A 25,889-nucleotide genomic window follows, 5' to 3' on the forward strand; every position below is an offset into this window, starting at 1 on the left:
TGTGACGGAACACCCTGCCCTGACCGTGGCCGAACAGGCCCACGTCATCCGCGCGCTGACGGTCCTGGCTGACCGGTTCGCCACCTTGCCCAGCACCAGCTTCACCGTGGGCACGGTGTGCGGGCCCGACGGCATCGAAGAGGGCATCCACATCGATCTGCACACCTGCGCCGCGGACTTCGAAGCCTGGCGCGCCGCCCTGGGCATCGATCCCGGCGGTATCGAGTACAGCGAACTGAGCAGGTGCCACTGCCTGCGTGCCTACACCGCGTTCGAGGGCGTGCCCGTGCAGCTCACCGGCTACCTGCCCTACCCCTCCATGGCCGCTGCCTGACGGCTGCCCGCGCCGTCCCGGCCCGCGTCGGGGCGGCAAAGGGAGCCGGGACAGTCCCGGCCCGGAAGGAAACCGCGATGTCTGAACGCTGCCTCCCGTGCGAGGAGCACGCGAAGCTCCACAGCGGCAATTGTCTGGGCTTTGGGCCCAATGAACCCTGCTCTCAGTGCGAGCAGCACGCAGAGATGCACAGCGCCGGGGGATGCGGGGGGCTGCTGTTCGTGGCCCTCATGGCCTGCGCCGCAGCCCTGGTGACCAGGAAAACCCGCTGAACGGCGGCTGCCTGATCCGCCCGTCTCGCACGGGCGGTGAAGGGGAGCCGGACCGTCCGGCCCATCAACGGGGATGGAGTGCCTTCTTGAGCTGCACGAAGGGAACCGGAACCCACTTCTTCATTCTGACGGTCGAAAGCCCTGGCTACGCCATGTGCACCGAGACCGGCAGGTTCACCCCGCGGCCCGGCTGCACGCGGGAGGAAGCCTTCAACCTCATCTACGCCAAGGTCACCCGCAACAGGCCGGACCTGGCCCGCTGCAACGTCGTCTTCTTCAGCCTCGACCGCAACGACTTGGAGGGGCCGTGAAGCGTCAGCGTCTGGTCCTGCCCGTCGCGGTGGTCGTCGGCACGGTCTATGCCGTGGCGATCGGCTGGCGGCTGGCCTCCTTCCACGTGCCGTGGACGCTGCTCGTGGCCTGTGCCAGTGCGCTGTTCGTGACCGCGTTCACGCTGGTGCTGCGCATCGCCGAAGCGCGGTCGACCGTCGTGCACCGCTGCCGCATGGAGGGCTGCTCCTTCGCGGTGCAGGTGCGCCACGTGGACGCAGTGGACAACCGCCGCTGGCAGGAGATCGCCGCCGCCCACCCGCACCGCTTCTGACCAGGAGGGCTGCACGATGTCCGTGCTCAAGCAGATTCTTACGCCGCGGCCGTCGCTGCGGCAGATCCGTACCGCTCCCGATGACCTGGTGCTGGAAGCCGACGAGTACCTGCGCCAGGCCGTGAGCTGCGAAGACAGCCGGGACTACGCGGCGATGACCGCGTACGCCGCGGTGGCGTCGGCGAAGGTCGCGCTGGCTGCGTACCTGCGCGACGCCGACCACACGTAAACGGTCGCCCCCGGCCCGCTTTCTCAGGGCCTGGCCGGGGGCGCCCTACCCCTTCGAGAGGAGCCCTCTCAGCATGCCGGAAATCATCACGCCGGCCGAACCGGTCGAAGAAATCACCACCCCCACGGAAGCGAACCCGCCGGCACCGGAGCCCGAACCGCCGCCGACGCCGGACCTGCCCGCCCCCGGCCCGGACCCCGAACCCGCCCCGGAGCCGGACCCGGAAGACGGGGAGGCCACCGACGAGGACGACAACGAGGCTGACCCGGAGCCCGTGGGCCTGCCGGCCGTTCCCCTGCTGGCCAACGCCATCAACCTCGGCACCGTCGGCGTGTGCAGCAGCCTCAGTACCGCCGGGCCGGTCGCCGCCATCGCCGCGGGCACCGTGGCCGCAGCCGGTATCGGCGCGCTGGGACTGGCCGCCGTACGCTCCGCCCGCACAGCCGAGCAGCGCCGGGAGCAGACGGCCACCACCACCCGCGCCGGACGTACCGGCAGCGGGAGCACCGGCGGCGGCACAGGGCGCGGCGGGAGCCGGGTCCGGCCCGGCGGCGCGGGCAGCGCCGACGGGGGCAGCCGCGGCGGGCTCGGTGGCCGCCAGCGCACTGCCGGTGGCGGCGGAACAGGCGGTGCCCGGTCGGGCCATCGCTTCGGCGGGGGGAACGGAGGCGGCGGGCGATGGGGCGCCAGCGGCCTTTTCGGCCGTAGGACGCCTGCCGCTGGCACCAGCGGTGGTTCGCGCGGTGGAGGCGGTACGGGCTCCGGTGCCGCCGGTGCCGACCGGCGTTCGCGCGGTGGGGGCCGTGCAGGTTCGGGCTCGGGCGTGGCGGCGGGCGGTATGTGGGGCCGTACGCCGGGACGGCACCGCACCGACCGCGGCGCCTTCGGCGCGTCCCCCGGTACCGGCTCCGCCGGTTTCGGGGGGCGCGGGAAGGGCCGGTCGGGCCGCTTCGATGCGGCATCCGGGCACCGTTCTTCGGGTGCATCGCCGCTCAATCTTGGCAAAGGCAAGGGCAAAGGCCGCGGGGGCCGCTTCGGCTCGGGTGCCGGCGCTGGTGGCCGTGGCCCGGGTTGGTTCTCCGGGCCGGGTAAAGGGGGCGGGCGCCGCGGCGCCGGTGGCCTCTTCGGTGGCCGTGGCGCCGGGCGGCACGGTCTTGGTGCGTCCGGTGCGGGCAGGCACCGCGGCGGCGGTCTGGGCTCTGGCCTGGCCTCCGGTTTGACTGATCGCTGGTCCGGGTCGGGGCGCAAGGACCGCTGGGACCGTACGGCTGGTGACAGGCACTGGCGCGGGGCGGGCCGGCAGACGCTCAAGGCCGCCCGGGGCCGTCTGGCGCGCGCCCGGGAAGCGGCCGGCCAGTGGCTGTGGCAGTGGGGCGCTCGTCTGCGGGAGCGGCTGCGGCAGTGGCGTGAGCGGGCCGGGGCCTGGCTCAAGGCCAAGCTGACGCGGGCCTGGCAGGCCACGCACATCTGGCGGCGCCGCAACTTGGCGAAGCTGCGGCATCTGCTGCGGCTGGCCGCCGCGTGTTTCTTCGCGACCGTGGCCGCGCTCGCCGTGATGCCCGCCTCGCTGTTCGTCGGAGCCGTCGCCAACATCCCCGCCGTGCTCACCAGGCGGTTCCGCTTCACCGATCTCGGCATGGACTGGCCGGGCCGCGTCTTCCGCAAGGTCTGGAAGGGGATGGCGGACGCCTCCCGGCGCCGCCTGCACGACCAGCTCGCCGACATGGCCACGCCGATCACCGGCGAACGCCGACACGTCGGCCACGTCTGCGACGACCCCGGGGCCGACACCACCGCCCCGGCCGCCACCGAAACCACTGTTGAAAGGGGTGGGCACGTGAGTGTCTTCGCCACCTCCGCCGAAGAGGTCGCCAACACCTACGCGGCCTACGATCCGCCCGCGATGGCGGCCGTGGCGGCCGAGTACAAGGGTCTGCCGGACGCCATCCGCAACATCAACGGCGCGGTGATGGCGCTGGCGGAGAACTCCGCCGCGCTGTATCCCATGGACCCGGCCATGGCCGAAGGCGTCGCACAGGTCGCGCAGGTCCTGGAGGCCACCGCCGCCTACGCCGACGAACTCGAACCCACCTTCCGGCAGGTCCACGACCTGGACATCATGCGCCTGGAGAACCCCCGGACCAACGAGCACTGGTGGAACGTCGGCGGCATCGACGGCGACGGCGCCCTGTGGGCCAAGCCGTCCGTGCTGGCCACCGCCGCCGAAGAGGTCAGCGGCGTCTACGAGCAGTGGTCCCCGGAGGCACACGCGGACGCGGCCACCAACCCGGCCATGGTCGTGGGCGCGGAGTACGAGGGCGTACCGGTCGGACTGGAACACCTGGCGCAGGCGGTCACCTACCTGGCCACCCGCTCCGCCGAGTGCTACCCGGTCGATCCGTGCATCGCCGAAATGGTCGCCGACGTGGTGCACGGGCTGCGCAAGGCCGAGTCCGCCGCCATGGAGCTGCACCCGGCGTTCCGGCGGCTGCACTGCGAGGAGATCGACCACAACGAGAACCCGCGCAACGGTGAGCACATGTGGAATGTGCCCCGGGACGGAGGGCAGCGTGCCTGAGCTGGACTGGCAGGGCCGCCACACCCTGAACACCGCAGCTGCGACCGCAGTTACCTCCGCGCTCGCCGTCTCCTCCGTGACCTACGTGAGCGGGGTGGACCCGCTGTGGGACGCGGGGATCGCCGCGGCCGGGGCGCTGGGCAGCGTGCTGGCCGGGGCTCGCAGCGGGCACCTGCCCGCCACCCTCACCTACCGCGCCGGCCTGTGGGCCGGCGCGGGCGCGTGGTCGTGGTGGGCCGCCGCGGACGGCCCGCCCTGGTCCTGGCCGTGCCTGGCGGCGCTTGCCGGCGGCGCCGCCTTTGGCCGCCTGACCTGGACCGCCATCGGCCGCCACGAGGTGGCGGAGAAGCTGCGGCGCCGCAAAGCCGCCTGGGACGCGCAGGAGGCAGCGCGACAGGAACGGCACGACGCGTGGGGCGAGCAGTGGAAGCAGCGCCTGGCCCGCATCGCCAAGCTGGACGACTGCCGCATCGTGGCCATCCAGCCATGGGCGGCCAACACCGGCTACACCGTTGAAGCCGAGCTGCCCGGCGGCGCCACCTGGGGTCAGCTCAAGCGCTTCGAAGAGGCGCTGGGCTCGGATCTGCGGCTGCCGGAGGGCTGCGGGGTGGAGGTGGCCGGCGGGCGCCGCAAGGGCACCGCCATCATCCGCATCTCCACCGTCAACGTCATCGAGCAGAACATCCCGTTCCCCGCCGATCTGTCCCCGACCAGCATCGATGACCCTTTCGCCATCGGGTTGCACAAGGACGGCACCTACGCGAAGGGTTCGCTGGCCTTCCAGTGCGGGCTGGGCATCGGCGATACCGGGTCGGGCAAGACCAACACCCTCAACGGCGTCAACGCCCAACTCATCCGCACAACCGATGGGCTGGTGTGGCACATCGACACCACGGGCGCCGGCCTGTCCCTGCCGTGGCTGACCTCGTGGGCCATCGACGGTACCCACAAACGCCCGGTCATCGACTGGACCGCGCCCACCCTGGATGAAGCGCGCGCGATGCTGACCATGGCCATCCAGATCATCGAGATGCGCAAGCGCCGCTACCAGCAGGTGATGCGCCAGGCCAACGACACCAAGTTGCCCGCCCGCCCGGACATCCCCGCGATCATCATCGTGGTGGATGAGACGGCCGATCTGCCCCGCGACATCAAAGGCATGATCGAAACAGTGATGAACACCGGCCGGGCGGTACGCGTGCGGATGCTGGTCTCCTCGCTGCGGGCCACCACCGACTCCATCCCGGTGCCGGTCAAGAAGCGCGCCAAGTGGCGCTGGGGGATGTTCGTCACCGACCCGGAGGAACTGTCGTACCTGTTCTCCGGCTATCAGAAGGTGGACCCCAGCGACGCCCCATGGCCCGGCTGCGGCTTCAACGCCTTCGACACCACGAAGCCGCGGCCGTTTAAGGCGTTTCAGCTCAGCCCCAAGGCCATGGACCGCATCGCCGCGGCCGTCAGCGCCCGCCGCCCCGTCCTGGACAAGATCTCCAGCGAGGTGCCGCACGGCCGCTTCTACCCCTCCCGGTGGGCGCGGGTCCTGCCGCGCCTGTATGAGGGGGAGCGGCTGCACGTGGTCACCCGGCCCTACACCGACGTGCCCGTCGTGCCCGTGCCCACCGCCGCGCCGCAAGGCGGCCCGGCCCCGGCGTCGGGCGCGGTCCCGGGCGGTCCGGGGGCGGGCATCCGGCCCGGCAGCCCGGAATGGAACCGGCTTTTCCCCCGCCGCGGCGACACGGCTTCTCCCGCCGCACCGGACAAGCAGCCGGACACCCCGGGCTCCCCGCCGGACGGGCGGCTGCGGCTGGTGGTCAGCAACACCGACCAACCGCAGGACCCACCGAAGCCGCCGGAGACCCCTCAGGAGCCGCCCGCCCCGGCGCACGACGACCCGGCCCCGGCACAGCAGCCGGAACCGCCGAAGCCGCCGGAGCGGGCGGAGCCGGAAGAGCCGACGACACCGCAACCGACCGCGCAGGACGCGGCGATGCGGCTGGTGCTTGACGCCGGTCCGAAGGGCACTGGCCCCTCCCGCATCGAAGCCGACCTGAAAGCCATGGGCTACAGCACCCACCGCACCACCATCTCCGGATGGCTGCGCCTGTGGGCCGCCGCCGCAGAGGTCTTCCAGATGGGCAGCGGCACACAGACGTACTACGTCCACCGCAGCTACGTCTCCGACCGTCCACCCTCCGCCTGACGGTCACCGTGTGTGCTTGTTGTCGCTTGTAGCGACAACAAGCACACACCCCCTGCACACCCCCTGAGGGGCCTGTGACCCCCTCTTTCCTTGTTGTCGCTACAAGCGACAACAAGCAACAACAGCACGCACCGTAATCGCCGCGCGCTCCCCGCCGGGACCGTCCGGCCCGCCGCGCGGCGCCCGTTTCGACCGTGACAGGAGCCCTGATGGCCCTCACCGTCTCCGCCGCCGTGCTCTTCACCGTCCTCACCCTCGTGCTGCTGCGCGCCCGCTACGTCGGTCCCGGCGCCGCGGTCGTGGTGTTCCTGTGCGGCTTCTTCGCCGCCGGGACCGGCGCCTACCGGCCCATCCACAACCTGTGCGAAACCGTCGCCGGCGCACTCGCCAACCTGATCAGCTGACCGGCGCCCGCACCTCCCGCCAAGGAGGAGATCGTGCCCGACCCCTACCGGATCACCACCGCCCCCGCGCCGTACAAGCCCGCCGCACACCTGGCCTACCCGCCACTGCCCGCAACCGAGATCCCGCCCGGCGTCGAGGTGGTCACCCTGCCCGGCGGCGCCCGCACCCTGGCCTACACCCAACCCACCGCCCCACCGCCCGCCCCGGCCAGACCGGTCGCGGGCGGCGGGCAGCCGATTCCGGTGTGGGCCAAGACCATTGCGCTGCTCGCGCCGACCACCGGCGTCGGCGTCGCCGCCGCCGGCGTCGGCATCTCCTACGCCGCACCCGGAGTCATCGCCGTGAGCCACGCCCTGTGGGCCGCCGTCGCCTTCCTCGCCACCGGCGGCATCGCCGCCTGCTCCGTCGTGCGCGCCATCCGCCGCCGCACAGGGCCTGCCCACATCACCCAGAACATCACCGCCAACGGCCTCTTCGGCCGCGCCAACGGCACCATCAACACCCACTGAGGAGAGACGTGTTCGAGATTTACGTCATCTGCGACAACACCGAAACCGAGCAGATCGTCAACACGCTGCCCGCCGCCTTCAGCATCCGCAATCTCCGCAAGTCACCCGCAGCCGAGCCGGGCCGCACCCGCGTCCACCTCACCGCCGACCACCAGCCCGGCAGCGCCGACCTGGCCGAACCGTGGGCGCACATCCGCGCGGTCAAAGCGTGGCTGGACGACCGCAACGGCCGCGGCCCGGAAGAAACCGCCCTGCGCCTGCTCAAAGTCACCGAAGAGGCGGGGGAGGCCGCGCAGGCGTACATCGGCGTACGCGGTCAAAACCCCCGCAAGGGCACCAGCCATAGCGCCGGCGACGTGGCCGCCGAACTGTGCGACGTGATCCTGAGCGCCATGGTCGCCCTGCACGACTTCAGCGACCACCCCGCCCGCCTGCTCGCCGACACCGCCGCCCACCGCCACCAGCGGCTGACCGCCCTCACCGCCGCCACCCCCACCGGCGCCTGAGCAGCGAAGGAGAAAGCTTCATGTCGTTCGGAGAAACCCCGGTCACCATCATCGGCAACCTGACCGCCGACCCGGAACTGAAGTACACGACCAGCGGGCAGGCCCTGGCCAAGTTCACCGTTGCCTCCACCCCGCGCACCTTCGACCGCGAAGCCAACCAGTGGAAGGACGGCACCTCGACGTTTTTCCGCTGCGCCGCCTGGCGCACCCTGGCGGAACACGTCGCGGAATCCCTCACCAAGGGCTCCCGTGTGGTGCTCTCCGGCCGTATCCGCCAGCACAACTGGCAGACCGAGCAGGGCGAAAACCGCTCCATGCTCGCCGTCGAAGTCGATGAAATCGGCGCCTCCCTGCGCTTCACCACCGTCACCATCGACGGCAAGCGCACCAACGGCACCGCCCCGTCCGGCGACTCGTGGAACTCCGCGGCCAGCCCCGCGGCGCCGGGCGATGAGCCGCCGTTCTAACGGCATGGCAGCCCGCGGAACACCGACTGCCCACAGCACCACCAACCATCAAAGGAGTGCCGTGTTCGAAATCCGCGTCATCTGCGACCCCGACGACGTACCGAAAGTCAGCACCGACCTGGCCCTTGCCTTCGGCCTGACCAAGGAAATCCGCGACTACCCGGCGCGGGACGGCCGCCGTCGCCGCCTCTACACCGAAGCCGGCCACCGGACCGCCCCGCCCGTGCAGTGCGCCACCTGCTCCCGGGGCGTCGAGTGGATCGACCACGCGGACGGCTGGTGGGTGCACGCCGACATGGACACCCCCGACCACGAGGCCGCACCCGCCACCTGGAAGGACGACGACCGCCTCATGCAGGCAATCGCCGCCGCCGTCCGCGCCTACTGCCGCACCGACGCCAACGGCCTCGTACGCGACACCGCGCAGGACATTGCCGCCGTCGCCGCGTCGGTCGCCCGCCTGCTGCCCGACTCCCAGCCCGAAGGAGACTGCCGTGGATGACCGGCTCAACGCCCCCGACATCGCACGCATCCCCATCCCCGTCGCCCATCTAGAACTGTCCGAGATGCTCGACTACTCGGGCCGCAAACTGCTCGTCACCCCGGAGAAGGTCACTTTCTACTACCGGCTCGGTGAGGACAGTCCCGTACAGGCACACGTGCACGGCCCGTGCCGCCCGGCAGAGCCCCGGACGGTCCCGTTCCCCCTGCCCGGCACGTCCACGATCGTCTTCTACCGCGGCTGGCCCCAGTACTGGCCCGACTGGCTGCGCGACCTCGGCACCCGCCACCAGCCGCCCGCCGGGGGCACCAGCACTGCCTGACCCGCCCGCACGCCAAGGGCGGCCCCGCTTGTCGTGCGGGGCCGCCTCGCCCCCGTTGCGCTACACACAGCCGGTGCCCGCTGCCTTCCGCAGGTCGGCAATACAGCGGCCCACTTCCTCATCCGTAGGCAGGTGCAGCCGCCCGAAAGCGTGCTGCTTCTGCATCTCCAGACGGACGAAGCTGAATCCTTCCTGGTCTTCCAGGTAGGTTTCGGGGCGGGGTTTGCGGCCTCCCTGGCCGCCCTTGAACAGGCTGTTGGCCACGTACATTTCCACGGTGGTCCTGCCGCACCACGCATCGACCCGGAACAGGGCGTCGGCCAGCGGATGGATACGGGCGTCCAGACCTTCCTCCCGCAGTCGTGCGATCAGGTACAGCTCCCGCAGGAACGAGTAGAACGCGTTGCCGACCCTCCACTTCATGGCGTTCACGGCCGCCTGGAGGGTGCATCCCGCGCTGTCGGCAAGGCAGTTGACCTTGTCCCGCGCTTCCCGTGAAAAGCCCTTGCCGTCTTCGTCGTCCCGGCAGAATTCGCGGAACTCGCCGTACGAGAAGAGTCCGCCTTTGCGTTCAAGGGCGAAGTGGAACAAGTGCACCATGGCGAACTCGGGGAACCAGTCCCGGATCTCCACTTCCCTGTACGCCGCCGCCGACGTGATCTCTTCCAGCGGGTGGTCGAAGCTGAACGCCCTGAACTCCGCGGAGCGCAGGGTATAGGGCGCGGCGCTCACATGGCGCATGACGCGCTCTGCCACGTGAGGCTTCCTGCACTGCCACCGGGCAAGTTCCCGCGCGGCCCTGCCCCGCGAAGCGAAAAGACAGACCACATCATCCGCAGTTGTCACCATAGCCACGCTCCCAGCCGTGTCACCCACAGTGAAGGCGAGGCTAGGGCACGCCACTGACAGGCGGCGCGCGGATATTCGCGCCAACGCCCGTCGCAGCTCTGCCCCTTGGCTGTCACGACGAGGGCGGCCCCCACATCTCGTCAAAGAACCGGGGCCGCCCTCTCCCACCAGCACAACTCAACAGTGCACTGGAGGTCTCCAGCATGACCCAACCTGCCCCCGTCCCGCGAGTGGCCCACCGGCCGTTTAGGCCGCGGCTGCTGGATGCGTACTGCTGCCAGGGCGGCGCTGGCATGGGCTACTACCGGGCCGGATTCGACGTGACCGGCGTCGATATCGCTGCCCAGCCCCGCTACCCGCTCAGCTTCCACCAGGGCGACGCGATCAAGTTCATCCGCGAGTTCGGCGCCGGTTTCGACTTCATCCACGCCTCCCCGCCGTGCCAGCACGACAGCGAGTGCCAGCGCATCCAGGGCCGGACCCACCCGGACCTGATCGGGCCGACCCGTGAAGCACTGGAGGCCACCGGGCGGCCGTACGTCATCGAGAACGTGCGCGGCGCCGTCGCAAAGCTGCGCAACCCGGTGATGCTGTGCGGCGCCATGTTCGGACTGAAGACGTACCGCCACCGGTACTTCGAGACCGGCGGCGGCTTCACCTTCACCCTGCCCCCGCACCCGCCGCACACCGCCCCGCAGGCCAAGATGGGCCGCCCCGTCCCGCCCGGCCACTTCGGGCAGTACGTCGGCAACTTCTCCGGCGTCGAACAGGCCCGGCGCGTGATGGGTGTGCCGTGGATGAACCGCGACGGCATCCGCGAATGCATCCCCCCGGCCTACACCCAGCACATCGGCCACGCCGCCCTGGCCAGCCTCCGTACGGAACAGGCGGTGGCGGCATGAGCGCGCCCCTGACCATGGACCTCCCCCAGGTACCTCTGCTCGCCGCGGCGCTGGCCGCCGCCGATCGCGGCTGGCACGTCCACCCGCTGCGGCCCGGCGCGAAGACTCCGGCGCTACACGGGGAAGAGCGCTGCCCCCGTACCGGCGAATGCGCCAGCGGGCACCGCAAGTGGGAACAGCGCGCCACCACCGACCCGGCCCGCATCGAACGCTGCTGGGGGCATGCCCCGTACAACGTCGGCATCGCCACCGGCCCGGCCGGACTGCTCGTGGTGGACCTGGACACGCCGAAGGACAAGGACAAGAAGGACGCGCCTGACGGCGCGAACTGCTTCCTGGCGCTCTGCGAGCGCGCCGGACAGCCCTGGCCGACCACCTACACGGTGCGGAGCGCCCGCGGCGGACAGCACCTGTACTTCGCCGCGCCGGACGGGGTACGGCTGCACAACACCGCCGGCAAGCTGGGCCCGCTCATCGACACCCGGGCCTGGGGTGGCTACGTGGTCGCCGCCGGAAGCACCACCCCGACCGGGGACTACCACGTCGTGGACGATGCGCCCGTAGCCGACCTGCCCGCGTGGCTGCTCGCTGCCCTCACGCCCCCGCCCCGCGCCCGCGGCCCCGTCGCCCTGGCCTCCCCGGGCCGGGCGAGTGCGTACGCGCAGGCGGCGCTGCGCAATGAGACGGACAACGTCCGCCATGCCCCCGAGGGCACCCGCAACCGGACCCTGGTCCGCGCCGCGCGGGCCCTGGGACGGCTGGTGGCCTCCGGTGACCTCCCCCGCGCCGTGGTGGAGGAGGCTCTTAATGGGGCAGGAGTGGCAGCCGGTCTGACCGAGCGCGAGTGCCGGCCCGCCGTCACTAGCGCGCTGAACTGGTCGATCAGCCACAACGGCGGGACAGCCGCATGACCGCCCGCCCCCAGCCCCTTAAGAGCCCCTCTCCGTACCCCGACCGCCCGTACGCCGCTGGCCGCTTCGCGGCTCCGGCGGCTGCCTGCGGCCCGAAGGGCGGCGGCCGTCAGGCCGTCCATGCAGCTCTTCGCCCTGCTGCACGGCCGGACGTCGAGAACAGGACTGCCTCATGAACGATCCCGCACAGCACGCACCGCGCCCGATCGACGGTGCGGCACTCCTGGGGGAAGTCGAGCGCTTCCACCGCCGCTTCAACATCTTCCCCAGAGAAGCCGCCTACGTGGCCGTGACCCTGTGGGACGCGCACGCCCACCTCGTGGACTGCGGCGACAACACCGCCCGCCTGGCGTTCCTCTCCCCCGAGCCCGGCAGCGGCAAAAGCCGGGCCCTGGAGATCGTGGAAGCCCTGGTGCCGCGCCCGCTGGCGACGGTCAACGCCTCCGCCAACGCCCTCTTCCGCGTGGTGACAGGCGAAGAGGGCCGACCCACCATCCTCTTCGACGAGATCGATACCATCTTCAGCCCGAAGGCCGGGGGCAACGAAGACCTTCGCGGCTTCCTGAACTCCGGCTACCGGCGCGGCGCGAGTTCCCTGCGGTGCGTCGGGGAGGGCGCCAACCAGAGCGCTGTGCCCTTTCCGTCGTTCTGCGCCGTCGCCATGGCCGGGCTCGGGTCTCTGCCGGACACGATCCTGACCCGTTCCGTCATCATCCGGATGCGCAAGCGGGCCCCCAACGAGCACATCGAGCCCTACCGCCAGCGGACCAACGGCAAGGAAGGGCGCGCCCTGCGCGACCGGCTCGCCGCGTGGGCCGACCAGGTGCGCGCGCAGGTGACCGACGCCTGGCCGCAGTTGCCAGACGGTATCTCCGACCGGCCGGCGGACGTGTGGGAGCCGCTGCTGGCCGTGGCCGAAGCCGCCGGCGGTACCTGGCCGGAGCGGGCCCGCGCGGCGTGCGTGGAACTGGTCGCCGCGGCCAAGGACGGCGAACCGGCATCCCTAGGCGTCCAGCTCCTGACCGACCTGCGGGACAGGGTGTTCTGCGGCGCCGACCGGATGCCCACCGCCGAAATCCTCCGCAAACTCCACGATCTGGAAGATTCGCCGTGGGGGGACATGGACGGCCGGCACCTGACCCCCCGCAGCCTGGCCAAGATGCTCAAGGAGTACGTGACCGGCGCCAACGAGCCGATCCGGACCCGGCCCATCCGCACCACCTCCGGCATCCCCCGGGGCTACTACGCGGAAGATCTCGCCGACGCCTGGATGCGGTACTGCCCCCCGTCCTCCCCCAAGTCCGCTACGTCCGCTACATCCGCTACACCGCAGGTCAACAGCATGATCGATGTAGCGGATACGGAGCATGTAGCGGATACGAGCGCCACACCCCCGCCGGCCCTCTCCCGCACCGCCTAGCGGGACCTATCCGCTACACGCCACCAATCCGCTACAAAAATCATGGCCCTGACCTGGGGTGTAGCGGATGTAGCGGACGTAGCGGACCTGTGAGAAGAGGGGCAGGGCCCCACTCGCCGCGAAGGAGAACGGCCCCATGGCTGACGCACCTCCCACAGACGCGCTCCGGGGTGGGCTCCCGGACCGCTACCTCACCCCTGACGACGTGGCCGAACTGTTCCACGTGCCCAAAGAAACCGTCTACGAGTGGCGCAAGAAGCGTTGCGGGCCGCCCGGCTTCCGCGTCGGCAAGTACATCCGCTACGACCCGATCGCCGTGCGTCGCTGGGCTGAGCAACAGATGCGCGCTGACGCCGACGCCGCCTGACGTAACGACAACCGAATATCGATCGAGCGCGGGGCACGGCCATTAGGCCGTGCCCCGCCGTGTCTCTGGAAGGGACCACCCTCGTATGGCAGGCCATATCCAAGACCGCTGGTTCAAGACCGAGAAAGGCCCTGATGGCAAGCCCATCCGGGTCAAGACCGACCGCTACGGCATCGGCCTCCGCTACCGCGCCCGGTACATCGGCCCTGACGGCACCGAGAAGTCCAAGAGCTTCCCCGACCGGCAAAGGCGCCTGGCGGTGAAGTGGCTCATCGACACCGCTTCCGACATGTCGCGCGGCCACTACATCGACCCTCGCGCAGCTCGAATCACCTTCAAGAGCTACGCCGAGAAGTGGCTCCGGACTCACACCGCCGACGTGTCCAGTCAGATCGTCGCCGAACAGCGGTTGCGCCTGCACGCCTTCCCGGTCCTTGGCTCACGCCCGCTCGACTCGTTTCGTCCTGAGCACATTCGTGGACTGGTCAGCGCTCTGGAGGCAAACCCCGCCGTAAGTGGTGCATACGCGCGGAACATCTACGGCGATGTTCGAGCTGTGCTGAGCGCGGCCGTGGATGACAGGCTGTTGCCGCGGAACCCGTGCTCTGCGAAGTCCGTCCGCCCACCGGCGGCCGAGCAGCGGCGTGTCGCGCCATGGCTGCCCACACAGGTTCAGGCCGTCCGCGCGGCGCTTCCCAAGCGGTATCGGACCATGGTGGACACCGGGGCTGGTTGCGGGCTGCGGCAAGGCGAAATCGTCGGGCTGGCTGAGGATGCTCTCGACTTCGAGGGCGGCATCCTGCGAGTGGTACGGCAGGTGAAGCTCATCCGAGGAAAGGCAGTGTTCTCCCCACCGAAGTGCGGCAAGGAGCGGGACGTGCCGCTGCCGTCCTCGGTGGCTGAGGCGATACGCGTCCACATGGACACCTTCAAGCCGGTGGAGATCACACTCCCATGGCGGAAGCCGGACGGCCCTAAGGTGTCGGCCCGTCTCCTGTTCACGAACACCGCGGGTGGAGTCGTCTGGCGGAGCAACTTCAACATCCAGGAGTGGAAGCCCGCGCTCGCGGTGGCCGGGCTCATCCCGGACGCCGGAGAAAACGGCAAGTACGAATCGGCACGCGCGCACGGTATGCACGCGCTGCGGCACTTCTACGCCTCGCTGCTGCTGGAGGCTGGGGAGAGCATCAAGGCCGTCAGCCAGTACCTCGGGCACACTGACCCGGCTCTGACGTTGCGTGTGTACGCGCATCTCATGCCATCGAGTCAGGAGCGTACGAGGAAGGCTGTTGACCGGGCATTCCAGGCCGGTCAACACGAGCCTGACGGCCCAGAGACGGCCCAGTAACTCGATACCGGCCCCTTGCCGACGCCAAACGCGCAGGTAGGGGGCCGGTTACTGCCGGATCGCTGCCAGTTCTCCGGGCTTAGGCATGGTTCTTCCAGTGTCGCAGACGTACGAAGTACCGATCGCCGACGCGAGGAGAGGGCGTTCGGCGACGTACGAGGGGCCCGCCACTCGGTGTGTGGCGGGCCCCTCGTACGTACGAGAAATCGCTGGTCAGCCGGATCCGACGAAGATCACGTACAGCAGCCAGACGACCGGGGCGGTCGGCAGGAGGGAGTCCAGGCGGTCCATGATCCCGCCGTGGCCGGGCAGCAGGGTGCCCATGTCCTTGATGCCGAGGTCCCGCTTGATCATGGACTCGCCGAGGTCGCCGAGCGTCGCGCTGGCCGCGACGGCGATGCCCAGGAGGAGGCCCTGCCACCAGGCCCCGTCCGTGATGATCAGCTCCATGCACAGCGCGCCCGCGACCATGGCGAACAGCACCGCGCCCAGCAGCCCCTCGCGGGTCTTGCCGGGACTGATGCGTGGCGCGAGCTTGTTCTTGCCGAAGCGCCAGCCCACCGCGTACGCGCCCGTGTCACTGACGACGGTCAGCAGCAGGAACGTCAGAACCCGCTGCGGCCCGTCGTCGGCGGCGAGCATCATCGCCACGAACGTCGCCAGGAACGGCACGTAGAACGCCGCGAAGACGCCTGCCGTGACATCCCTGAGGTAGTTCTCGGGAGCCTCCGTCATGCGCCATACGAGGGCGGCCAGCGCGGTCAGCGCCATCGCCACCCAGGCGCCCTCCGCGCCGCGCACGTAGCCGGCGACCACCATCGCCGTACCACCGAGCGCGAGCGGCACCAGGGGGACCTTGATGTCCTTGCGCTCCGCCAGCCGCGAGGTCAGCTCCCACAGGCCCACGACCACCGCGATGACTATCACGCCCACGAACAGCGGCTTGTAGACGAAGAGCGAGAAGAGGATGACCGCGCCGAGGCCGACGCCGACCCCTATGGCGGCCCGGAGGTTACGTCCCGCGCTCTTCTTCTGCGGCTTGGGGGGTTGCGGTGCGCTGTCGGGCCCCGGCATGGAGGTGGGCATGGGCTCCTGCGGCTGTTCGTCGCGGAACAGGGGGCCGCTCGGCCGAGCGGCCCCCCGATGGTCCCGGTCGTCGTCCAGAGGTTTCCGGTCGTCGTCCTGGTGTCCGCCTGCGTCGGGCACGATGGGCATGGGGCGAGTCTGCGCCGCCGCGCCCCAGTCGTGCGCGGAACCCGCCGAACCGGCGGGCCCCTGGTCGGGTGGTCCCCATTGACCGGCTTGGCCGACGCCAGGCGGGGCCCCCCAGGATGACTCGTTCATCAGACCTCGAGGAGCTCGGATTCCTTGTGCTTGAGGAGCTCGTCCACCTGCGCGACGTACTTCGCGGTGGTGTCGTCGAGCTCCTTCTCCGCCCGGCGCACCTCGTCCTCGCCGGACTCCTTGTCCTTGACGAGCTTGTCGAGGGCTTCCTTGGCCTTGCGCCGGATGCTGCGGATCGAGATCTTCGAGTCCTCGGCCTTGTTCTTGGCGACCTTGATGAACTCCCGGCGGCGCTCCTCGGTGAGCTCCGGGAAGTTCACGCGAATGATGTGGCCGTCGTTGCTCGGGTTGACGCCCAGGTCGGAGTCCCGGATGGCCTGCTCGATGTTGCGCAGCGCGCTCTTGTCGAACGGGGTCACCACGGCCATCCGCGGTTCGGGCACCGAGAACGACGCCAGCTGGTTGATCGGCGTCATGGCGCCGTAGTAGTCCGCCACGATCTTGTTGAACATCGCCGGGTGCGCACGCCCGGTGCGAATCGCGGCGAAGTCCTCCTTGGCGACCACGACGGCCTTCTCCATCTTCTCCTCGGCCTCGAGGAGGATCTCTTCGATCACCACTTGCTCCTGGTCTTTTCGGTAAGAAGCAGAGCCTCGCCCCTGCCGCGCGTCTTCTCCTGCACGGTGTCCGACCGGCAGGCCATTGTCCATCCCCGTGCCGAGGTCTTCCCACGGCCCGGGGTTGCCGCCCGTACGGAGCCCTGCCCGTACGGCAATACGGCAGTTGGGGCCGTCAGGCCCGGGTGCCCTGATCGCTGACGAGCGTGCCGATCTTCTCACCCTTCACCGCGCGCGCGATGTTGCCCTCGGCGAGCAGCTCGAAGACGAGGATCGGAAGCTTGTTGTCACGGCAGAGCGTGATGGCGGTGGCGTCGGCGACCTTGAGGTCACGGGTGATGACCTCGCCGTACTCCAGGGCGTCGAACTTCACCGCGTCCGGGAACTTCTTGGGGTCGGCGTCGTAGACCCCGTCCACCCCGTTCTTGCCCATCAGCATGGCCTCGGCACCGACCTCCAGGGCGCGCTGGGCCGCGGTGGTGTCGGTGGAGAAGTACGGCATGCCCATGCCCGCCCCGAAGATGACCACGCGGCCCTTCTCCATGTGGCGGACGGCGCGCAGCGGAATGTACGGCTCCGCGACCTGGCCCATGGTGATGGCGGTCTGGACCCGGCAGTCGATGCCCTCCTTCTCCAGGAAGTCCTGGAGGGCCAGGCAGTTCATGACCGTACCGAGCATGCCCATGTAGTCCGAGCGGGCGCGGTCCATGCCGCGCTGCTGCAGTTCGGCACCACGGAAGAAGTTGCCGCCGCCGATCACGATGGCGATCTCGTAGCCGTCGCGGACCACGGCTGCGATCTCGCGGGCGATGGCGTGCACGACATCGGGGTCGACGCCCAGTCCGCCGCCGCCGGCGAACGCTTCGCCCGACAGCTTCAGCAGGAAGCGTCCCTTCCCGTCACTGTCGGCTTTGTGGGCTGTGTCCGCGCCGTCGGCACCCTGATTCATCACGCTCTCCTCGTGCACATACGAAGAAGGCCATTGCCGGGGGTCTGGTTCAGATCCCTGTACGGCAATGGCCTCCTCGTCACATCTGCGGTCGGCCGGTACGCGGCCGACTGCGTACGACCCTAGCGGGGCCGCAGGTCATTCGCTGGCCTTGGCGACAAGGCCCACGGCTGGGCTCAGGCGCCGACGCGGATGCGCGCGAAGCGCTTCAGCGAGACACCGGCCTCTTCCAGGACCTTCTCGACGGACTTCTTGTTGTCCTTCGCGAAGGGCTGCGCCAGCAGCGTGTTCTCCTTGAAGAAGCCGTTCACGCGGCCCTCGACGATCTTCGGGAGGGCGGCCTCGGGCTTGCCCTCCTCACGCGAGGTGGCCTCGGCGACGCGACGCTCGTTCTCGACGATGTCGGCCGGGACGTCCTCACGGGTGAGGTACTTCGGCGCGAACGCGGCGATGTGCTGCGCGACGTCCTTGGCGGTCTCGGCGTTCTCCTTGTCCAGCTCGACCAGGACGCCGACCTGCGGCGGGAGGTCGGGCATGGTGCGGTGCATGTAGGCGGCCACGTAGCCACCGGAGAACTGCGCGAAGCGGTCCAGGACGATCTTCTCGCCGAGCGTGGCGTTGGCCTCGTCGACGTACGCCTGGACGGTCTTGCCGGCCTCGATCTCGGAGGCGAGCAGCGCCTCGAGGTCGGCCGGGGAGGTCTTGGCGACGTGCGCGGCCAGCGCGTTGGCGACGGCCATGAACTTGTCACCCTTGGCGACGAAGTCCGTCTCGCACTTCAGCTCCAGCAGGACGCCGGAGGTCTTGTCCTCGGAGATGAGGGAGACGACGGCGCCGTTCTCGGCCGAACGGCCCTCGCGCTTGGCGACGCCCTTCTGGCCCTTGACGCGGAGGATCTCCACGGCCTTGTCGACGCTGCCCTCGGCCTCGTCCAGGGCCTTCTTGCAGTCCATCATGCCGGCGCCGGTGAGCTCACGGAGCTTCTTGACGTCCGCGGCGGTGTAGTTCGCCATGGTCTGTGAATCTCTTCTCGAAATCTCGACAGTCGAAAGATCTACGGGTGGACGGCGGGGGCGGCGCGCATGGCGCCCTCCCCCGCCGTCATCAACCGGTTGTGCGGCGTCAGGCCTGCTCGTCGGCCGGCTTCTCGGCCTCGGCGGCGGGGGCCTCGGCGGCAGGCGCCTCGGCGGGCTTGTCCTCGGCCTTGGCGGCGTCCTCGGAGTCGGCCTTCTTGTCGCCCTCGAGCAGGTCGCGCTCCCACTCGGCGAGCGGCTCGCCGGCCTTCTCGCCCGGCTTCTGGTCGCCGGTGGCGACGCCGGAGCGGGCGATGAGGCCCTCGGCGACGGCGTCGGCGATCACGCGGGTGAGCAGGGTGACGGAGCGGATCGCGTCGTCGTTGCCCGGGATCTTGTAGTCGACCTCGTCCGGGTCGCAGTTCGTGTCGAGGATCGCCACGACCGGGATGTTGAGCTTGCGCGCCTCGCCGACGGCGATGTGCTCCTTCTTGGTGTCCACGATCCAGACGGCGCTGGGCACCTTCTGCATCTCGCGGATACCGCCGAGGGTCTTCTCCAGCTTGGCCTTCTCGCGGGAGAGGACCAGGAGCTCCTTCTTGGTGAGGCCGGAGGCGGCCACATCCTCGAAGTCGATCTGCTCGAGCTCCTTCAGGCGCTGCAGGCGCTTGTAGACGGTCGAGAAGTTGGTCAGCATGCCGCCGAGCCAGCGCTGGTTCACGTAGGGCATGCCCACGCGGGTCGCCTGCTCGGCAATGGCCTCCTGGGCCTGCTTCTTGGTGCCGACGAACATGACCGAGCCGCCGTGGGCGACGGTCTCCTTGACGAACTCGTAGGCGCGGTCGATGTACGACAGCGACTGGAGCAGGTCGATGATGTAGATGCCGTTGCGCTCCGTGAAGATGAAGCGCTTCATCTTCGGGTTCCAGCGGCGGGTCTGGTGCCCGAAGTGGACGCCGCTCTCCAGCAGCTCCCGCATCGTGACGACGGCCATGGCCGTACTCCTCGTGTTACTCGGTTCCACTGCGGCCGGGCGGCCGCGGTGCCTGACGCCCCGGCGCGCTCTGCCGGGGAAGGACCTTGCGGGGCCTTCCGAGGACCGAGGGGCGCGGCCACCGTGCTGCCCGAATGGGAACTGTTGCGCTGGTGGCGGGGCGTGCGAAGTCGACCCGGTGACCCGGATCGCCACAAGAAGTGTACGGGACCGCCGAAGGGACGGGCGACACGCTCCTTTCGGACAGGGGGCCGGGGGGTGAGGTGAGGCTGAGGTGGGGGGGGTGAGGGAGTGAGGGGTGACGAGGTTGTACACAACCGCTCGGTAATCCACCGATCCGGCTCAAGATCCCCGAGCCGCGGCCGAACAGGTCATCGTCACGCCATGCGACAACGAACTGTCTTCGAGACCGTACGCGCGGTAGTCACCTGGCATCGGAAGCGCGCCGGACGCGCGGTGAGCACGGCGAACAGCTGCCGAGCCCGGCGGCCGTTCAGGGGGATTCCCCCAGCGCTCCCCACCGCGTGCGTACGCGCCGTGAGCCACGTGTGCACCACACGCCCCCTACTCCACCTACGCCACCTACACCCCGGGCCTCCCTCTGGGCCTCGTCCCGGGCGCGCCGACCGTGCTCGTCACGGCGGCGGCCATGGATGCCGCACCGACCACGGACGCCATAACGGCGGAGCCTGGTGGACAAGCCGTGCCGCACCCGCTGCCCGTGCCCGGCCGATGGCGCGCGTCTGGCGCACCACTCCCCCAGCCGTTCGTCTCCTGGCCCTCTGCGCGATGAGCACCGCGTCAGCCGTACTGCTGGCCGGCGTCGCTGCGGCCGGTGCGGCGTCCGCCGAAGACGCTCCACGAGCCGAATCCGCGAGGCTCACGAAGTCGCCGGAGCGCCGTCCGACTCCCGGGCAGCCGCTCACTTCCCTGCCGGGCGGCCCCGCGTCGGCGACCACCGGCGACCGGGCCTGGCCGATCACCGGACCGACCGGCGCACGGCCCGCTGTCGCGCGCGGGTGGGAGCCTCCACCCGCCCCCTGGGCGCCCGGCCATCGGGGGGTGGACCTCCTCGCGGACGAGGGCGCGACGGTACGGGCCGCTGCCCCCGGGCGGGTGCTGTTCGCCGGGAAGGTGGCGGGCCGGGGAGTCGTGTCGATCGAGGTCGCGGGGTCCGGTCAACCGCCGCTACGCACGACGTACGAACCGGTCCGCCCGATGGTGCGTAAGGGTGATCACGTCACCGCGGGCCAGCCGGTAGCCACACTCGGCCCAGGCCCTTTCCACTGCTCCCGCCCATGCCTGCACTGGGGCCTGCTCCGCGGGAAGACGTACCTGGACCCGCTGTCCCTGCTCCCCGCCTCGATGCTGCACCCCGGCCCTTCACGCCTGCTCCCGGTCACCGGTGTGCCTGAGCCGAAGGCTGAACCAGAACACCGCGCCCCACCGCGCTCGCGTCGATCACGGCGTACGGGAACCACGGGGACCGCGGCAATCGCTGGCCCAGGTCAGGCGCGAAAGCGGACTCCGCCTTCTCCCCCACCTGCGGCCGCCGACCAGCCGCGGCACACGTCCCACACGTCCACCCCGCCCATTCACCGCCTTCTCCGCCCGATGGCAGGAGAGCCGGTTCGTCCGCTCAGCCCCTTACGCCACCCAGGACCATGGCGACCGCAGCCTCCGTGATCTGCGTCGGGTCTTCCGCGGCCCCGAGCTCGATACGGCGGACAGCGGCGTCGACGATTCCCTGGAGCAGCATGGCGGCGAGTCGCGGCTGCTCGTGACCGAGGCCCGCCAGGGCCTCCACGATCATCGCGATCAGCCCGCCGTGCGCGGCACGGATCTTCTCGCGCGCGCCGGCGTCCAGCTCACCTGCGGAAATCGCGACGACGGCCCGGTGCCGACGGTCGCCGACCAGCGCGAGCTGTTGGCGGACGTACGCCTCGATCTTGGCCTCGGGCGTCTCGACCCGCTCCATCGCCGCCTCGACCTCAGCCGCCCACACGGGAAAGTCGACAGCGCAGAGCTCTTCGACGACAGCCGCACGGGAACGGAAGTACTCGTAGACGGAGGAGCGTGCGAGACCCGTTCGCTCAGCGAGGGCGGGGAAGGTCAACGCCTCGGTCCCGCCTTCGGACAGCAGGGTGCGGGCGGCGTCCAGAAGGGCGCCACGCTGCATCGTCCGGTGCTCGGCCACAGAGGCCGCTCGAATCCTGGGCACGTCACCACTGTACGGATGGCGCGCCGGGCACGGCACTCCGCATCACGATGTGTCCATGCCGACACCCGAGAGAACGACAACCACCAGCACGGAGGAAAGGAGCTGGTCACGGCAAGCCGATGACAGGAAGAGCCGAGGTCAGACCAGCTCTGAGGGCGGCTCGGGCGGCTACCGCAGATCGACTGCGCAGGATAGGCACAAGGCCGCAGCAGGCACTTGAGCGAAGCAGGTACGGGGGCGAGGACGGTCTGGGCGGCGGCAAGGCTGGGGCGGGCGCTCGGCACGGGTGCTGCCGCGCGGGCGAGCGCTGACGCTGGGGGAGGACCAGCGGCTGGGCGTACGAAGGCCACAGTGTTCGTCAGTGTTGGTGGCCCCTGCGAGCCGGTGCCGTGACGGCGCTCGCTGCGCATACCTCACCGAGTCGGGCCTGGACTGGTGACGGAAGGCGGGCGGCGACCGGGCCGGCGCCCCGGGACTACGAGGGGGTGGGCAGGACCAGCACGGGTTCCTGTGCAGCCACCGCTCCGAACGCCGTCGGGGAGCCGCGTGCGCCTGGGATCGGGGCGGTGGCTGACGCCGCGGCGGGCTTGGCGGAGGTGGCGGCGAAGGCAGCCGAGAGGCGGAGCGAAGGAGGCGGCGGAGGCGGAGGAGGCGGCCAAGACGCGGGGCGGAGGAGGCGGACGGGGCGACCAAGAGGCGGGGCTGAGGAGGCGGCGGAGGGAGTGGCGAGGGCGGGGTGGTGGCGGAGGAGGAGCGGCGGTGGAGGTGGTGGGTGGGCGGGGGGGGGAGGGGGGAGAGGGGAAGCCGGAAGAGCGAGCGCGAGCCCGGGAGTCCGAACCAGAACTCGGGGCCCCCGGATTTCCGGCAGCCCCGAGAGCCGCAGAAGCAGAAAAGACGAACAACGGACAAAAGGACAAGCACCGGCCGCAGCCCGCAGCCCAGCGCACTCAGACGTGCACGCCAACCCTGCACAACCTCAGCCGCGAGCCCCCGCACAGGCACCACCGTGTACAGCCGGGAGCCGGCCCCGGACAACCACTGGCAACGAGAGCGCGCTCATACACATGAACGGCGCCCCCGGCCCGAGGCCCCGCCGCCCCTCCATGCCCAGCCCCGGCTCACCGCCCCACGTCAGCCAATTTGGCGCGGAGCTGGAGTACGGACTTGGTGTGGATCTGGCTGACCCGGCTCTCGGTGACCCCGAGAACGTTGCCGATCTCGGCGAGCGTGAGGCCCTCGTAGTAGTACAGCGTGACAACGGTCTTCTCGCGCTCGGGGAGCGTGTTGATGGCCCGGGCGAGCAGCCGGCGCAGTTCGCGGTCCTCAGCCACCTCGACCGGGTTGTCGGCAGCCGTGTCCTCCAGGGTGTCCATCAGGCTCAGCCGATCGCCGCCCTCGCCACCGACGTGCAGCAGCTCCTCCAGGGCGACGACGTTGGCCAGGGACAATTGGCTGAAGACGCCGTGCAGTTCCTCCAGCGCGATACCCATTTCCGAGGCCACCTCCGCTTCGGAGGGGCTGCGTCGCAGCTGGGCCTCCAGCGTGGCGTAGGCCCGCTCGACCGCCCTGGCCTTCTGCCGTACCGAGCGCGGGATCCAGTCCAGTGCCCGCAGTTCGTCGATCATCGCGCCCCGGATGCGGGTGATGGCGTACGTCTCGAATTTGATCGACCGCTCGGGGTCGAACTTCTCGATGGCGTCGATGAGCCCGAAGACCCCGGAGGAGACGAAGTCGGCCTGCTCGACGTTGGGCGGCAGGCCGACGCTCACCCGGCCGGCGACGTACTTCACCAGGGGCGAGTAGTGCAGGATCAGCTGCTCACGCAGCCGTCCGTCGCCCGAAGCCTTGTAGGCGCGCCACAGCTCCTCCAGCGAGGTGGGCGCGGTGGGGCGCACGCTACCGCGCGCGGCGGGGGGCGCGGCCGCGCGATCGGATCCGGAGGTGTGCTGGGGCATTCGTTGCCTTGAGCCGTTCTGCCGAAACACTGGGAACACGTGCGTGAGGTTCAATTACTCGTGAGCGTAGCGTGACTGCAGTGTCGCGATGCGCGATGAAGGGTCGTCCGGCAGTGCGCAGATACGTTCCGCTGCCCGCACCCCCGGGTTACAGAGGGCGGAGCCAATTCCACTCGCAGGGGGATGGAAGCGTCATCACGGGCGCCCGGCGCACGCTCCCCCGTACGCGGCTTCACCACCGGCCGCCACGGCAGCAGCCGAGACGCCCCGCCGCCACCCGATGGCGGCAGGGCTCTACGACTGGATCAAGACAAACCCGGCTTCTGAGGCCATTCCCCTCGCCTTTTCACCCATTCGCCTCAGGTCAAGCACCGCCTCGCCGGGATCCCGTAGCGCCTACGGAACGCCGCGCCAACTCCCAGACAGCACCACACCTTTGAACGAATCCCAGCGACTGCAGCTCGAAGAGCTTGCCCTGCGCGACTTCCTCTGCCGTACCCGAGTCCCGCGCCAGCCGCCGCGAGTCCGCGCCACCGCGCGCGGGGACCGCTTCGAGCACCCGGGAAGCCACCGGATCAAGAAGATCGCGCGCCAGAACCGGTCCGCGCTGTGCGGGAGCAAGGTCGCCGATACTGCCGACCAGCTCGACGACTTCGGCGGCGTCGGTGACCACTACGGCTTCGCCGCGCAGAAGTTGATGCACACCGGCCGACAGCCCGCTGGTGACCGGCCCCGGCATCCCCATGGTGAACCGGCCCAGCTCCGTCGCCCGCCGGGCGGTGACCAGCGATCCGCTGCGCAGCTCAGCCTCTACGACCACGGTTCCCCGGGTGAGCGCCGCGATGACTCGGTTGCGCAGGATGAAACGGCTACGGGTCGGATGATCACCCGGTGGCAACTCCGCGATCACCAGTCCCTGTTCCGCCAGCCGGTGGATCAACTCGGTGTGCCCTCGCGGGTAGGCGTAATCGACGCCGGAGGCCAGTACGGCGACGGATGCTCCCTCTGCGGCCAGGGCACCCCGATGAGCCGCGCCATCCACTCCGTACGCGGCTCCGGACACGACCGTCCAACCGCGGTCGGCCAGTCCTGCGCCGAGGGTGGCCGCCAGATGAGCGCCGTACTCGGTGCAGGCGCGAGCACCGACGATCGAGACGGACTTCAAGGCCCACATGCGCAGATTCGCCCTCCCGCGCACCCACAGGCCGATGGGCCTCCCGTCCCCCAGATCGTTCAATTGCTGTGGCCACTCGTCGTCTCCGGGGCAGATGAACCGGCCGCCGAGCGCGCCGATGGCCGCAAGGTCTGCAGCTGCTCCGTCGATGTCCGTCCGAGCCGCTCGCATGCGTAGGCCCTGAAACTTCTCCTTCGACACTCCTGACGACATGTCCCGTCCACCGAACAGGGCCTGTACGAGGTGCACCGGCGCCGTCTGCCGCAGCCAGCGCCCTACCGTCTCGTCGCCGGGCTCTACGATGCGCGTCAATGCCGCACGCGCTGTCCTCTCCTCCTCTCCCACGTCACTCATGCGCCGGCTCCCTGGCACTTGCCACAGAACAGTCCTTGGTCCCCCGCATGTCCTTCTCCTTCTCGTTCGTGATTCGTCGGCAATCGGGCAGCGCGGTGTAGCTGAAAGGGTTGAATGAGCGCCAGGCGTCGGCCTCGCAGATCGATGCCTCCAGCTGGCTCCCGCGCCGCCGTAGGGTTCAGTCGTTTGGTCCTACTGCTGAGGTGGTGGGCGTTATCGTTCGGCTGGGGTTGGCTGGGTTGAGGCATGGTTCAAGTGCCTGGCTGCCGGTTCGCAGCACGCCAAACTGAGTTCGTACGCGTTCCTCTCCCTCCCCCCCCCCGCGCCCACCCACCACCGCCTCCTCCCATGCACGCCTCTGCTCTCGCGCATCTACGCCATCGCGTCCCCCTTCACGCCCACCCGGCTCTCTCCGCCCCGGCCGCAGCAGCGCGCCGTCATGCCACGACACCGCATCCCACGCCGTGCCACCACGCCCTCGACCGCGCCAACGTGCCGCCACACCGCCGTCACCGTTCCGTACCGCCTCGCCGCAGAGCCCAGCCGTGCCCCACCGGCTCACCGCAGAGCCCAGCCGCACCCCACCGCCTCACCGCACCTCAC

Annotated in this window: 27 protein-coding genes; 18 read left to right on the plus strand and 9 right to left on the minus strand. The window is 70.1% G+C overall.

Going from position 1 to position 25,889, the window contains the following annotated elements; genetic code table 11:
* The first annotated feature begins 1 nt into the window (after position 1).
* From AB0L45_RS27935 to AB0L45_RS27990, 12 genes are all read left to right on the plus strand, one after another.
* Positions 2-334, plus strand: a complete 333-nt coding sequence (locus AB0L45_RS27935) for a hypothetical protein (protein WP_365844647.1) — start codon at positions 2-4, stop codon at positions 332-334.
* 358 nt (positions 335-692) lie between these two features.
* Positions 693-917, plus strand: a complete 225-nt coding sequence (locus AB0L45_RS27940; RefSeq protein WP_365844649.1) for a hypothetical protein — start codon at positions 693-695, stop codon at positions 915-917.
* Complete coding sequence (locus AB0L45_RS27945; RefSeq protein ID WP_365844651.1) at positions 914-1,210, plus strand: hypothetical protein; 297 nt, start codon at positions 914-916, stop codon at positions 1,208-1,210. The genes AB0L45_RS27940 and AB0L45_RS27945 overlap by 4 nt, the downstream gene beginning before the upstream one ends.
* A gap of 16 nt (positions 1,211-1,226) precedes the next feature.
* Positions 1,227-1,439, plus strand: coding sequence for a hypothetical protein (locus AB0L45_RS27950; RefSeq protein ID WP_365844653.1), 213 nt, complete (start codon positions 1,227-1,229; stop codon positions 1,437-1,439).
* Positions 1,440-2,655: 1,216 nt separating this feature from the next.
* Entirely contained in the window at positions 2,656-4,017 is a 1,362-nt protein-coding gene (locus AB0L45_RS27955; RefSeq protein ID WP_365844655.1) for a hypothetical protein, read from the plus strand.
* A complete protein-coding gene (locus tag AB0L45_RS27960) occupies positions 4,010-6,217 on the plus strand; it encodes a hypothetical protein (protein WP_365844657.1) in 2,208 nt (735 codons plus the stop codon). Before AB0L45_RS27955 ends, AB0L45_RS27960 begins: the two co-directional genes overlap by 8 nt.
* 209 nt (positions 6,218-6,426) lie before the next feature.
* Positions 6,427-6,621, plus strand: a complete 195-nt coding sequence (locus tag AB0L45_RS27965) for a hypothetical protein (protein ID WP_365844659.1) — start codon at positions 6,427-6,429, stop codon at positions 6,619-6,621.
* 33 nt (positions 6,622-6,654) lie between these two features.
* Entirely contained in the window at positions 6,655-7,131 is a 477-nt protein-coding gene (locus tag AB0L45_RS27970; RefSeq protein ID WP_365844661.1) for a hypothetical protein, read from the plus strand.
* Positions 7,132-7,139: 8 nt separating this feature from the next.
* Positions 7,140-7,637: a MazG-like family protein gene (locus AB0L45_RS27975; protein ID WP_365844663.1), complete on the plus strand. Its 498-nt coding sequence runs from the start codon at positions 7,140-7,142 to the stop codon at positions 7,635-7,637.
* A 20-nt stretch (positions 7,638-7,657) separates the two neighbouring features.
* Positions 7,658-8,104 carry a single-stranded DNA-binding protein gene (gene ssb, locus AB0L45_RS27980; RefSeq protein ID WP_365844665.1) on the plus strand — a complete coding sequence of 149 codons (447 nt, stop codon included), beginning with the start codon at positions 7,658-7,660 and terminating at the stop codon, positions 8,102-8,104.
* A 61-nt stretch (positions 8,105-8,165) separates the two neighbouring features.
* Positions 8,166-8,606 (plus strand): hypothetical protein, encoded by a 441-nt coding sequence (locus AB0L45_RS27985; RefSeq protein WP_365844667.1) that lies wholly within the window; start codon positions 8,166-8,168, stop codon positions 8,604-8,606.
* Positions 8,599-8,928, plus strand: coding sequence for a hypothetical protein (locus AB0L45_RS27990; protein WP_365844669.1), 330 nt, complete (start codon positions 8,599-8,601; stop codon positions 8,926-8,928). Before AB0L45_RS27985 ends, AB0L45_RS27990 begins: the two co-directional genes overlap by 8 nt.
* Positions 8,929-8,988: 60 nt before the next feature.
* On the opposite strand, the gene AB0L45_RS27995 is transcribed toward AB0L45_RS27990, so the two are convergent.
* On the minus strand, positions 8,989-9,684 hold the full coding sequence (locus AB0L45_RS27995) for a hypothetical protein (protein WP_365844671.1): 696 nt from the start codon (positions 9,682-9,684) through the stop codon (positions 8,989-8,991).
* Between the two features lie 296 nt (positions 9,685-9,980).
* Between AB0L45_RS27995 and AB0L45_RS28000 the strand changes: the two genes are divergently transcribed.
* The 5 genes from AB0L45_RS28000 to AB0L45_RS28020 all read left to right on the plus strand — a co-directional run bounded on the left by AB0L45_RS28000 (position 9,981) and on the right by AB0L45_RS28020 (position 14,725).
* Positions 9,981-10,679, plus strand: coding sequence for an SAM-dependent methyltransferase (locus tag AB0L45_RS28000; protein WP_365844673.1), 699 nt, complete (start codon positions 9,981-9,983; stop codon positions 10,677-10,679).
* Positions 10,676-11,590 (plus strand): bifunctional DNA primase/polymerase, encoded by a 915-nt coding sequence (locus AB0L45_RS28005; protein ID WP_365844675.1) that lies wholly within the window; start codon positions 10,676-10,678, stop codon positions 11,588-11,590. Before AB0L45_RS28000 ends, AB0L45_RS28005 begins: the two co-directional genes overlap by 4 nt.
* 172 nt (positions 11,591-11,762) lie before the next feature.
* Positions 11,763-13,010 (plus strand): DUF3631 domain-containing protein, encoded by a 1,248-nt coding sequence (locus AB0L45_RS28010; protein ID WP_365844677.1) that lies wholly within the window; start codon positions 11,763-11,765, stop codon positions 13,008-13,010.
* A gap of 136 nt (positions 13,011-13,146) precedes the next feature.
* A complete protein-coding gene (locus AB0L45_RS28015; RefSeq protein WP_365844679.1) occupies positions 13,147-13,377 on the plus strand; it encodes a helix-turn-helix domain-containing protein in 231 nt (76 codons plus the stop codon).
* 85 nt (positions 13,378-13,462) lie between these two features.
* The gene (locus AB0L45_RS28020; protein WP_365844681.1) at positions 13,463-14,725 is read left to right on the plus strand and encodes a site-specific integrase; all 1,263 of its coding nucleotides are present in this window, start codon (positions 13,463-13,465) and stop codon (positions 14,723-14,725) included.
* A gap of 213 nt (positions 14,726-14,938) precedes the next feature.
* On the opposite strand, the gene AB0L45_RS28025 is transcribed toward AB0L45_RS28020, so the two are convergent.
* The 5 genes from AB0L45_RS28025 to rpsB form a co-directional block, all read right to left on the minus strand.
* Complete coding sequence (locus AB0L45_RS28025) at positions 14,939-16,069, minus strand: phosphatidate cytidylyltransferase (RefSeq protein ID WP_365844683.1); 1,131 nt, start codon at positions 16,067-16,069, stop codon at positions 14,939-14,941.
* On the minus strand, positions 16,069-16,626 hold the full coding sequence (frr, locus tag AB0L45_RS28030) for a ribosome recycling factor (protein WP_003980211.1): 558 nt from the start codon (positions 16,624-16,626) through the stop codon (positions 16,069-16,071). Before frr ends, AB0L45_RS28025 begins: the two co-directional genes overlap by 1 nt.
* Before the next feature lie 175 nt (positions 16,627-16,801).
* Entirely contained in the window at positions 16,802-17,575 is a 774-nt protein-coding gene (pyrH, locus tag AB0L45_RS28035) for a UMP kinase (RefSeq protein WP_030017377.1), read from the minus strand.
* 176 nt (positions 17,576-17,751) lie between these two features.
* A complete protein-coding gene (gene tsf / locus AB0L45_RS28040; protein WP_365844686.1) occupies positions 17,752-18,588 on the minus strand; it encodes a translation elongation factor Ts in 837 nt (278 codons plus the stop codon).
* Between the two features lie 109 nt (positions 18,589-18,697).
* Complete coding sequence (gene rpsB, locus AB0L45_RS28045; RefSeq protein ID WP_365844689.1) at positions 18,698-19,582, minus strand: 30S ribosomal protein S2; 885 nt, start codon at positions 19,580-19,582, stop codon at positions 18,698-18,700.
* 930 nt (positions 19,583-20,512) lie between these two features.
* On the opposite strand from rpsB, the gene AB0L45_RS28050 reads away from it, so the two are divergent.
* Positions 20,513-21,268, plus strand: a complete 756-nt coding sequence (locus AB0L45_RS28050; protein WP_365844823.1) for a M23 family metallopeptidase — start codon at positions 20,513-20,515, stop codon at positions 21,266-21,268.
* Here AB0L45_RS28050 and AB0L45_RS28055 read toward each other — a convergent pair.
* The 3 genes from AB0L45_RS28055 to dprA all read right to left on the minus strand — a co-directional run bounded on the left by AB0L45_RS28055 (position 21,222) and on the right by dprA (position 25,286).
* On the minus strand, positions 21,222-21,761 hold the full coding sequence (locus AB0L45_RS28055; RefSeq protein WP_365844826.1) for a helix-turn-helix domain-containing protein: 540 nt from the start codon (positions 21,759-21,761) through the stop codon (positions 21,222-21,224). The genes AB0L45_RS28050 and AB0L45_RS28055 overlap by 47 nt on opposite strands.
* 1,160 nt (positions 21,762-22,921) lie before the next feature.
* A complete protein-coding gene (gene whiG, locus AB0L45_RS28060) occupies positions 22,922-23,758 on the minus strand; it encodes an RNA polymerase sigma factor WhiG (protein ID WP_365844691.1) in 837 nt (278 codons plus the stop codon).
* Between the two features lie 364 nt (positions 23,759-24,122).
* Positions 24,123-25,286: a DNA-processing protein DprA gene (dprA, locus tag AB0L45_RS28065; RefSeq protein WP_365844693.1), complete on the minus strand. Its 1,164-nt coding sequence runs from the start codon at positions 25,284-25,286 to the stop codon at positions 24,123-24,125.
* Positions 25,287-25,889 lie beyond the last annotated feature (603 nt).

It is taken from the genome of Streptomyces sp. NPDC052496 (assembly GCF_040679095.1).
In the GTDB taxonomy this organism is placed as follows: Bacteria; Actinomycetota; Actinomycetes; order Streptomycetales; family Streptomycetaceae; genus Streptomyces.

Excerpts from the sequence above, each read along its gene's own strand:
- tsf (WP_365844686.1), bottom strand. The coding sequence starts at position 18,588 with ATGGCGAACTACACCGCCGCGGACGTCAAGAAGCTCCGTGAGCTCACC.
- AB0L45_RS28020 (WP_365844681.1), top strand. The coding sequence starts at position 13,463 with ATGGCAGGCCATATCCAAGACCGCTGGTTCAAGACCGAGAAAGGCCCT.
- pyrH (WP_030017377.1), bottom strand. The coding sequence starts at position 17,575 with ATGAATCAGGGTGCCGACGGCGCGGACACAGCCCACAAAGCCGACAGT.
- AB0L45_RS28010 (WP_365844677.1), top strand. The coding sequence starts at position 11,763 with ATGAACGATCCCGCACAGCACGCACCGCGCCCGATCGACGGTGCGGCA.
- AB0L45_RS28005 (WP_365844675.1), top strand. The coding sequence starts at position 10,676 with ATGAGCGCGCCCCTGACCATGGACCTCCCCCAGGTACCTCTGCTCGCC.
- AB0L45_RS27965 (WP_365844659.1), top strand. The coding sequence starts at position 6,427 with ATGGCCCTCACCGTCTCCGCCGCCGTGCTCTTCACCGTCCTCACCCTC.
- AB0L45_RS28000 (WP_365844673.1), top strand. The coding sequence starts at position 9,981 with ATGACCCAACCTGCCCCCGTCCCGCGAGTGGCCCACCGGCCGTTTAGG.
- AB0L45_RS28025 (WP_365844683.1), bottom strand. The coding sequence starts at position 16,069 with ATGAACGAGTCATCCTGGGGGGCCCCGCCTGGCGTCGGCCAAGCCGGT.
- AB0L45_RS28055 (WP_365844826.1), bottom strand. The coding sequence starts at position 21,761 with ATGCAGCGTGGCGCCCTTCTGGACGCCGCCCGCACCCTGCTGTCCGAA.
- ssb (WP_365844665.1), top strand. The coding sequence starts at position 7,658 with ATGTCGTTCGGAGAAACCCCGGTCACCATCATCGGCAACCTGACCGCC.
- dprA (WP_365844693.1), bottom strand. The coding sequence starts at position 25,286 with ATGAGTGACGTGGGAGAGGAGGAGAGGACAGCGCGTGCGGCATTGACG.
- whiG (WP_365844691.1), bottom strand. The coding sequence starts at position 23,758 with ATGCCCCAGCACACCTCCGGATCCGATCGCGCGGCCGCGCCCCCCGCC.
- AB0L45_RS27950 (WP_365844653.1), top strand. The coding sequence starts at position 1,227 with ATGTCCGTGCTCAAGCAGATTCTTACGCCGCGGCCGTCGCTGCGGCAG.
- AB0L45_RS28015 (WP_365844679.1), top strand. The coding sequence starts at position 13,147 with ATGGCTGACGCACCTCCCACAGACGCGCTCCGGGGTGGGCTCCCGGAC.
- rpsB (WP_365844689.1), bottom strand. The coding sequence starts at position 19,582 with ATGGCCGTCGTCACGATGCGGGAGCTGCTGGAGAGCGGCGTCCACTTC.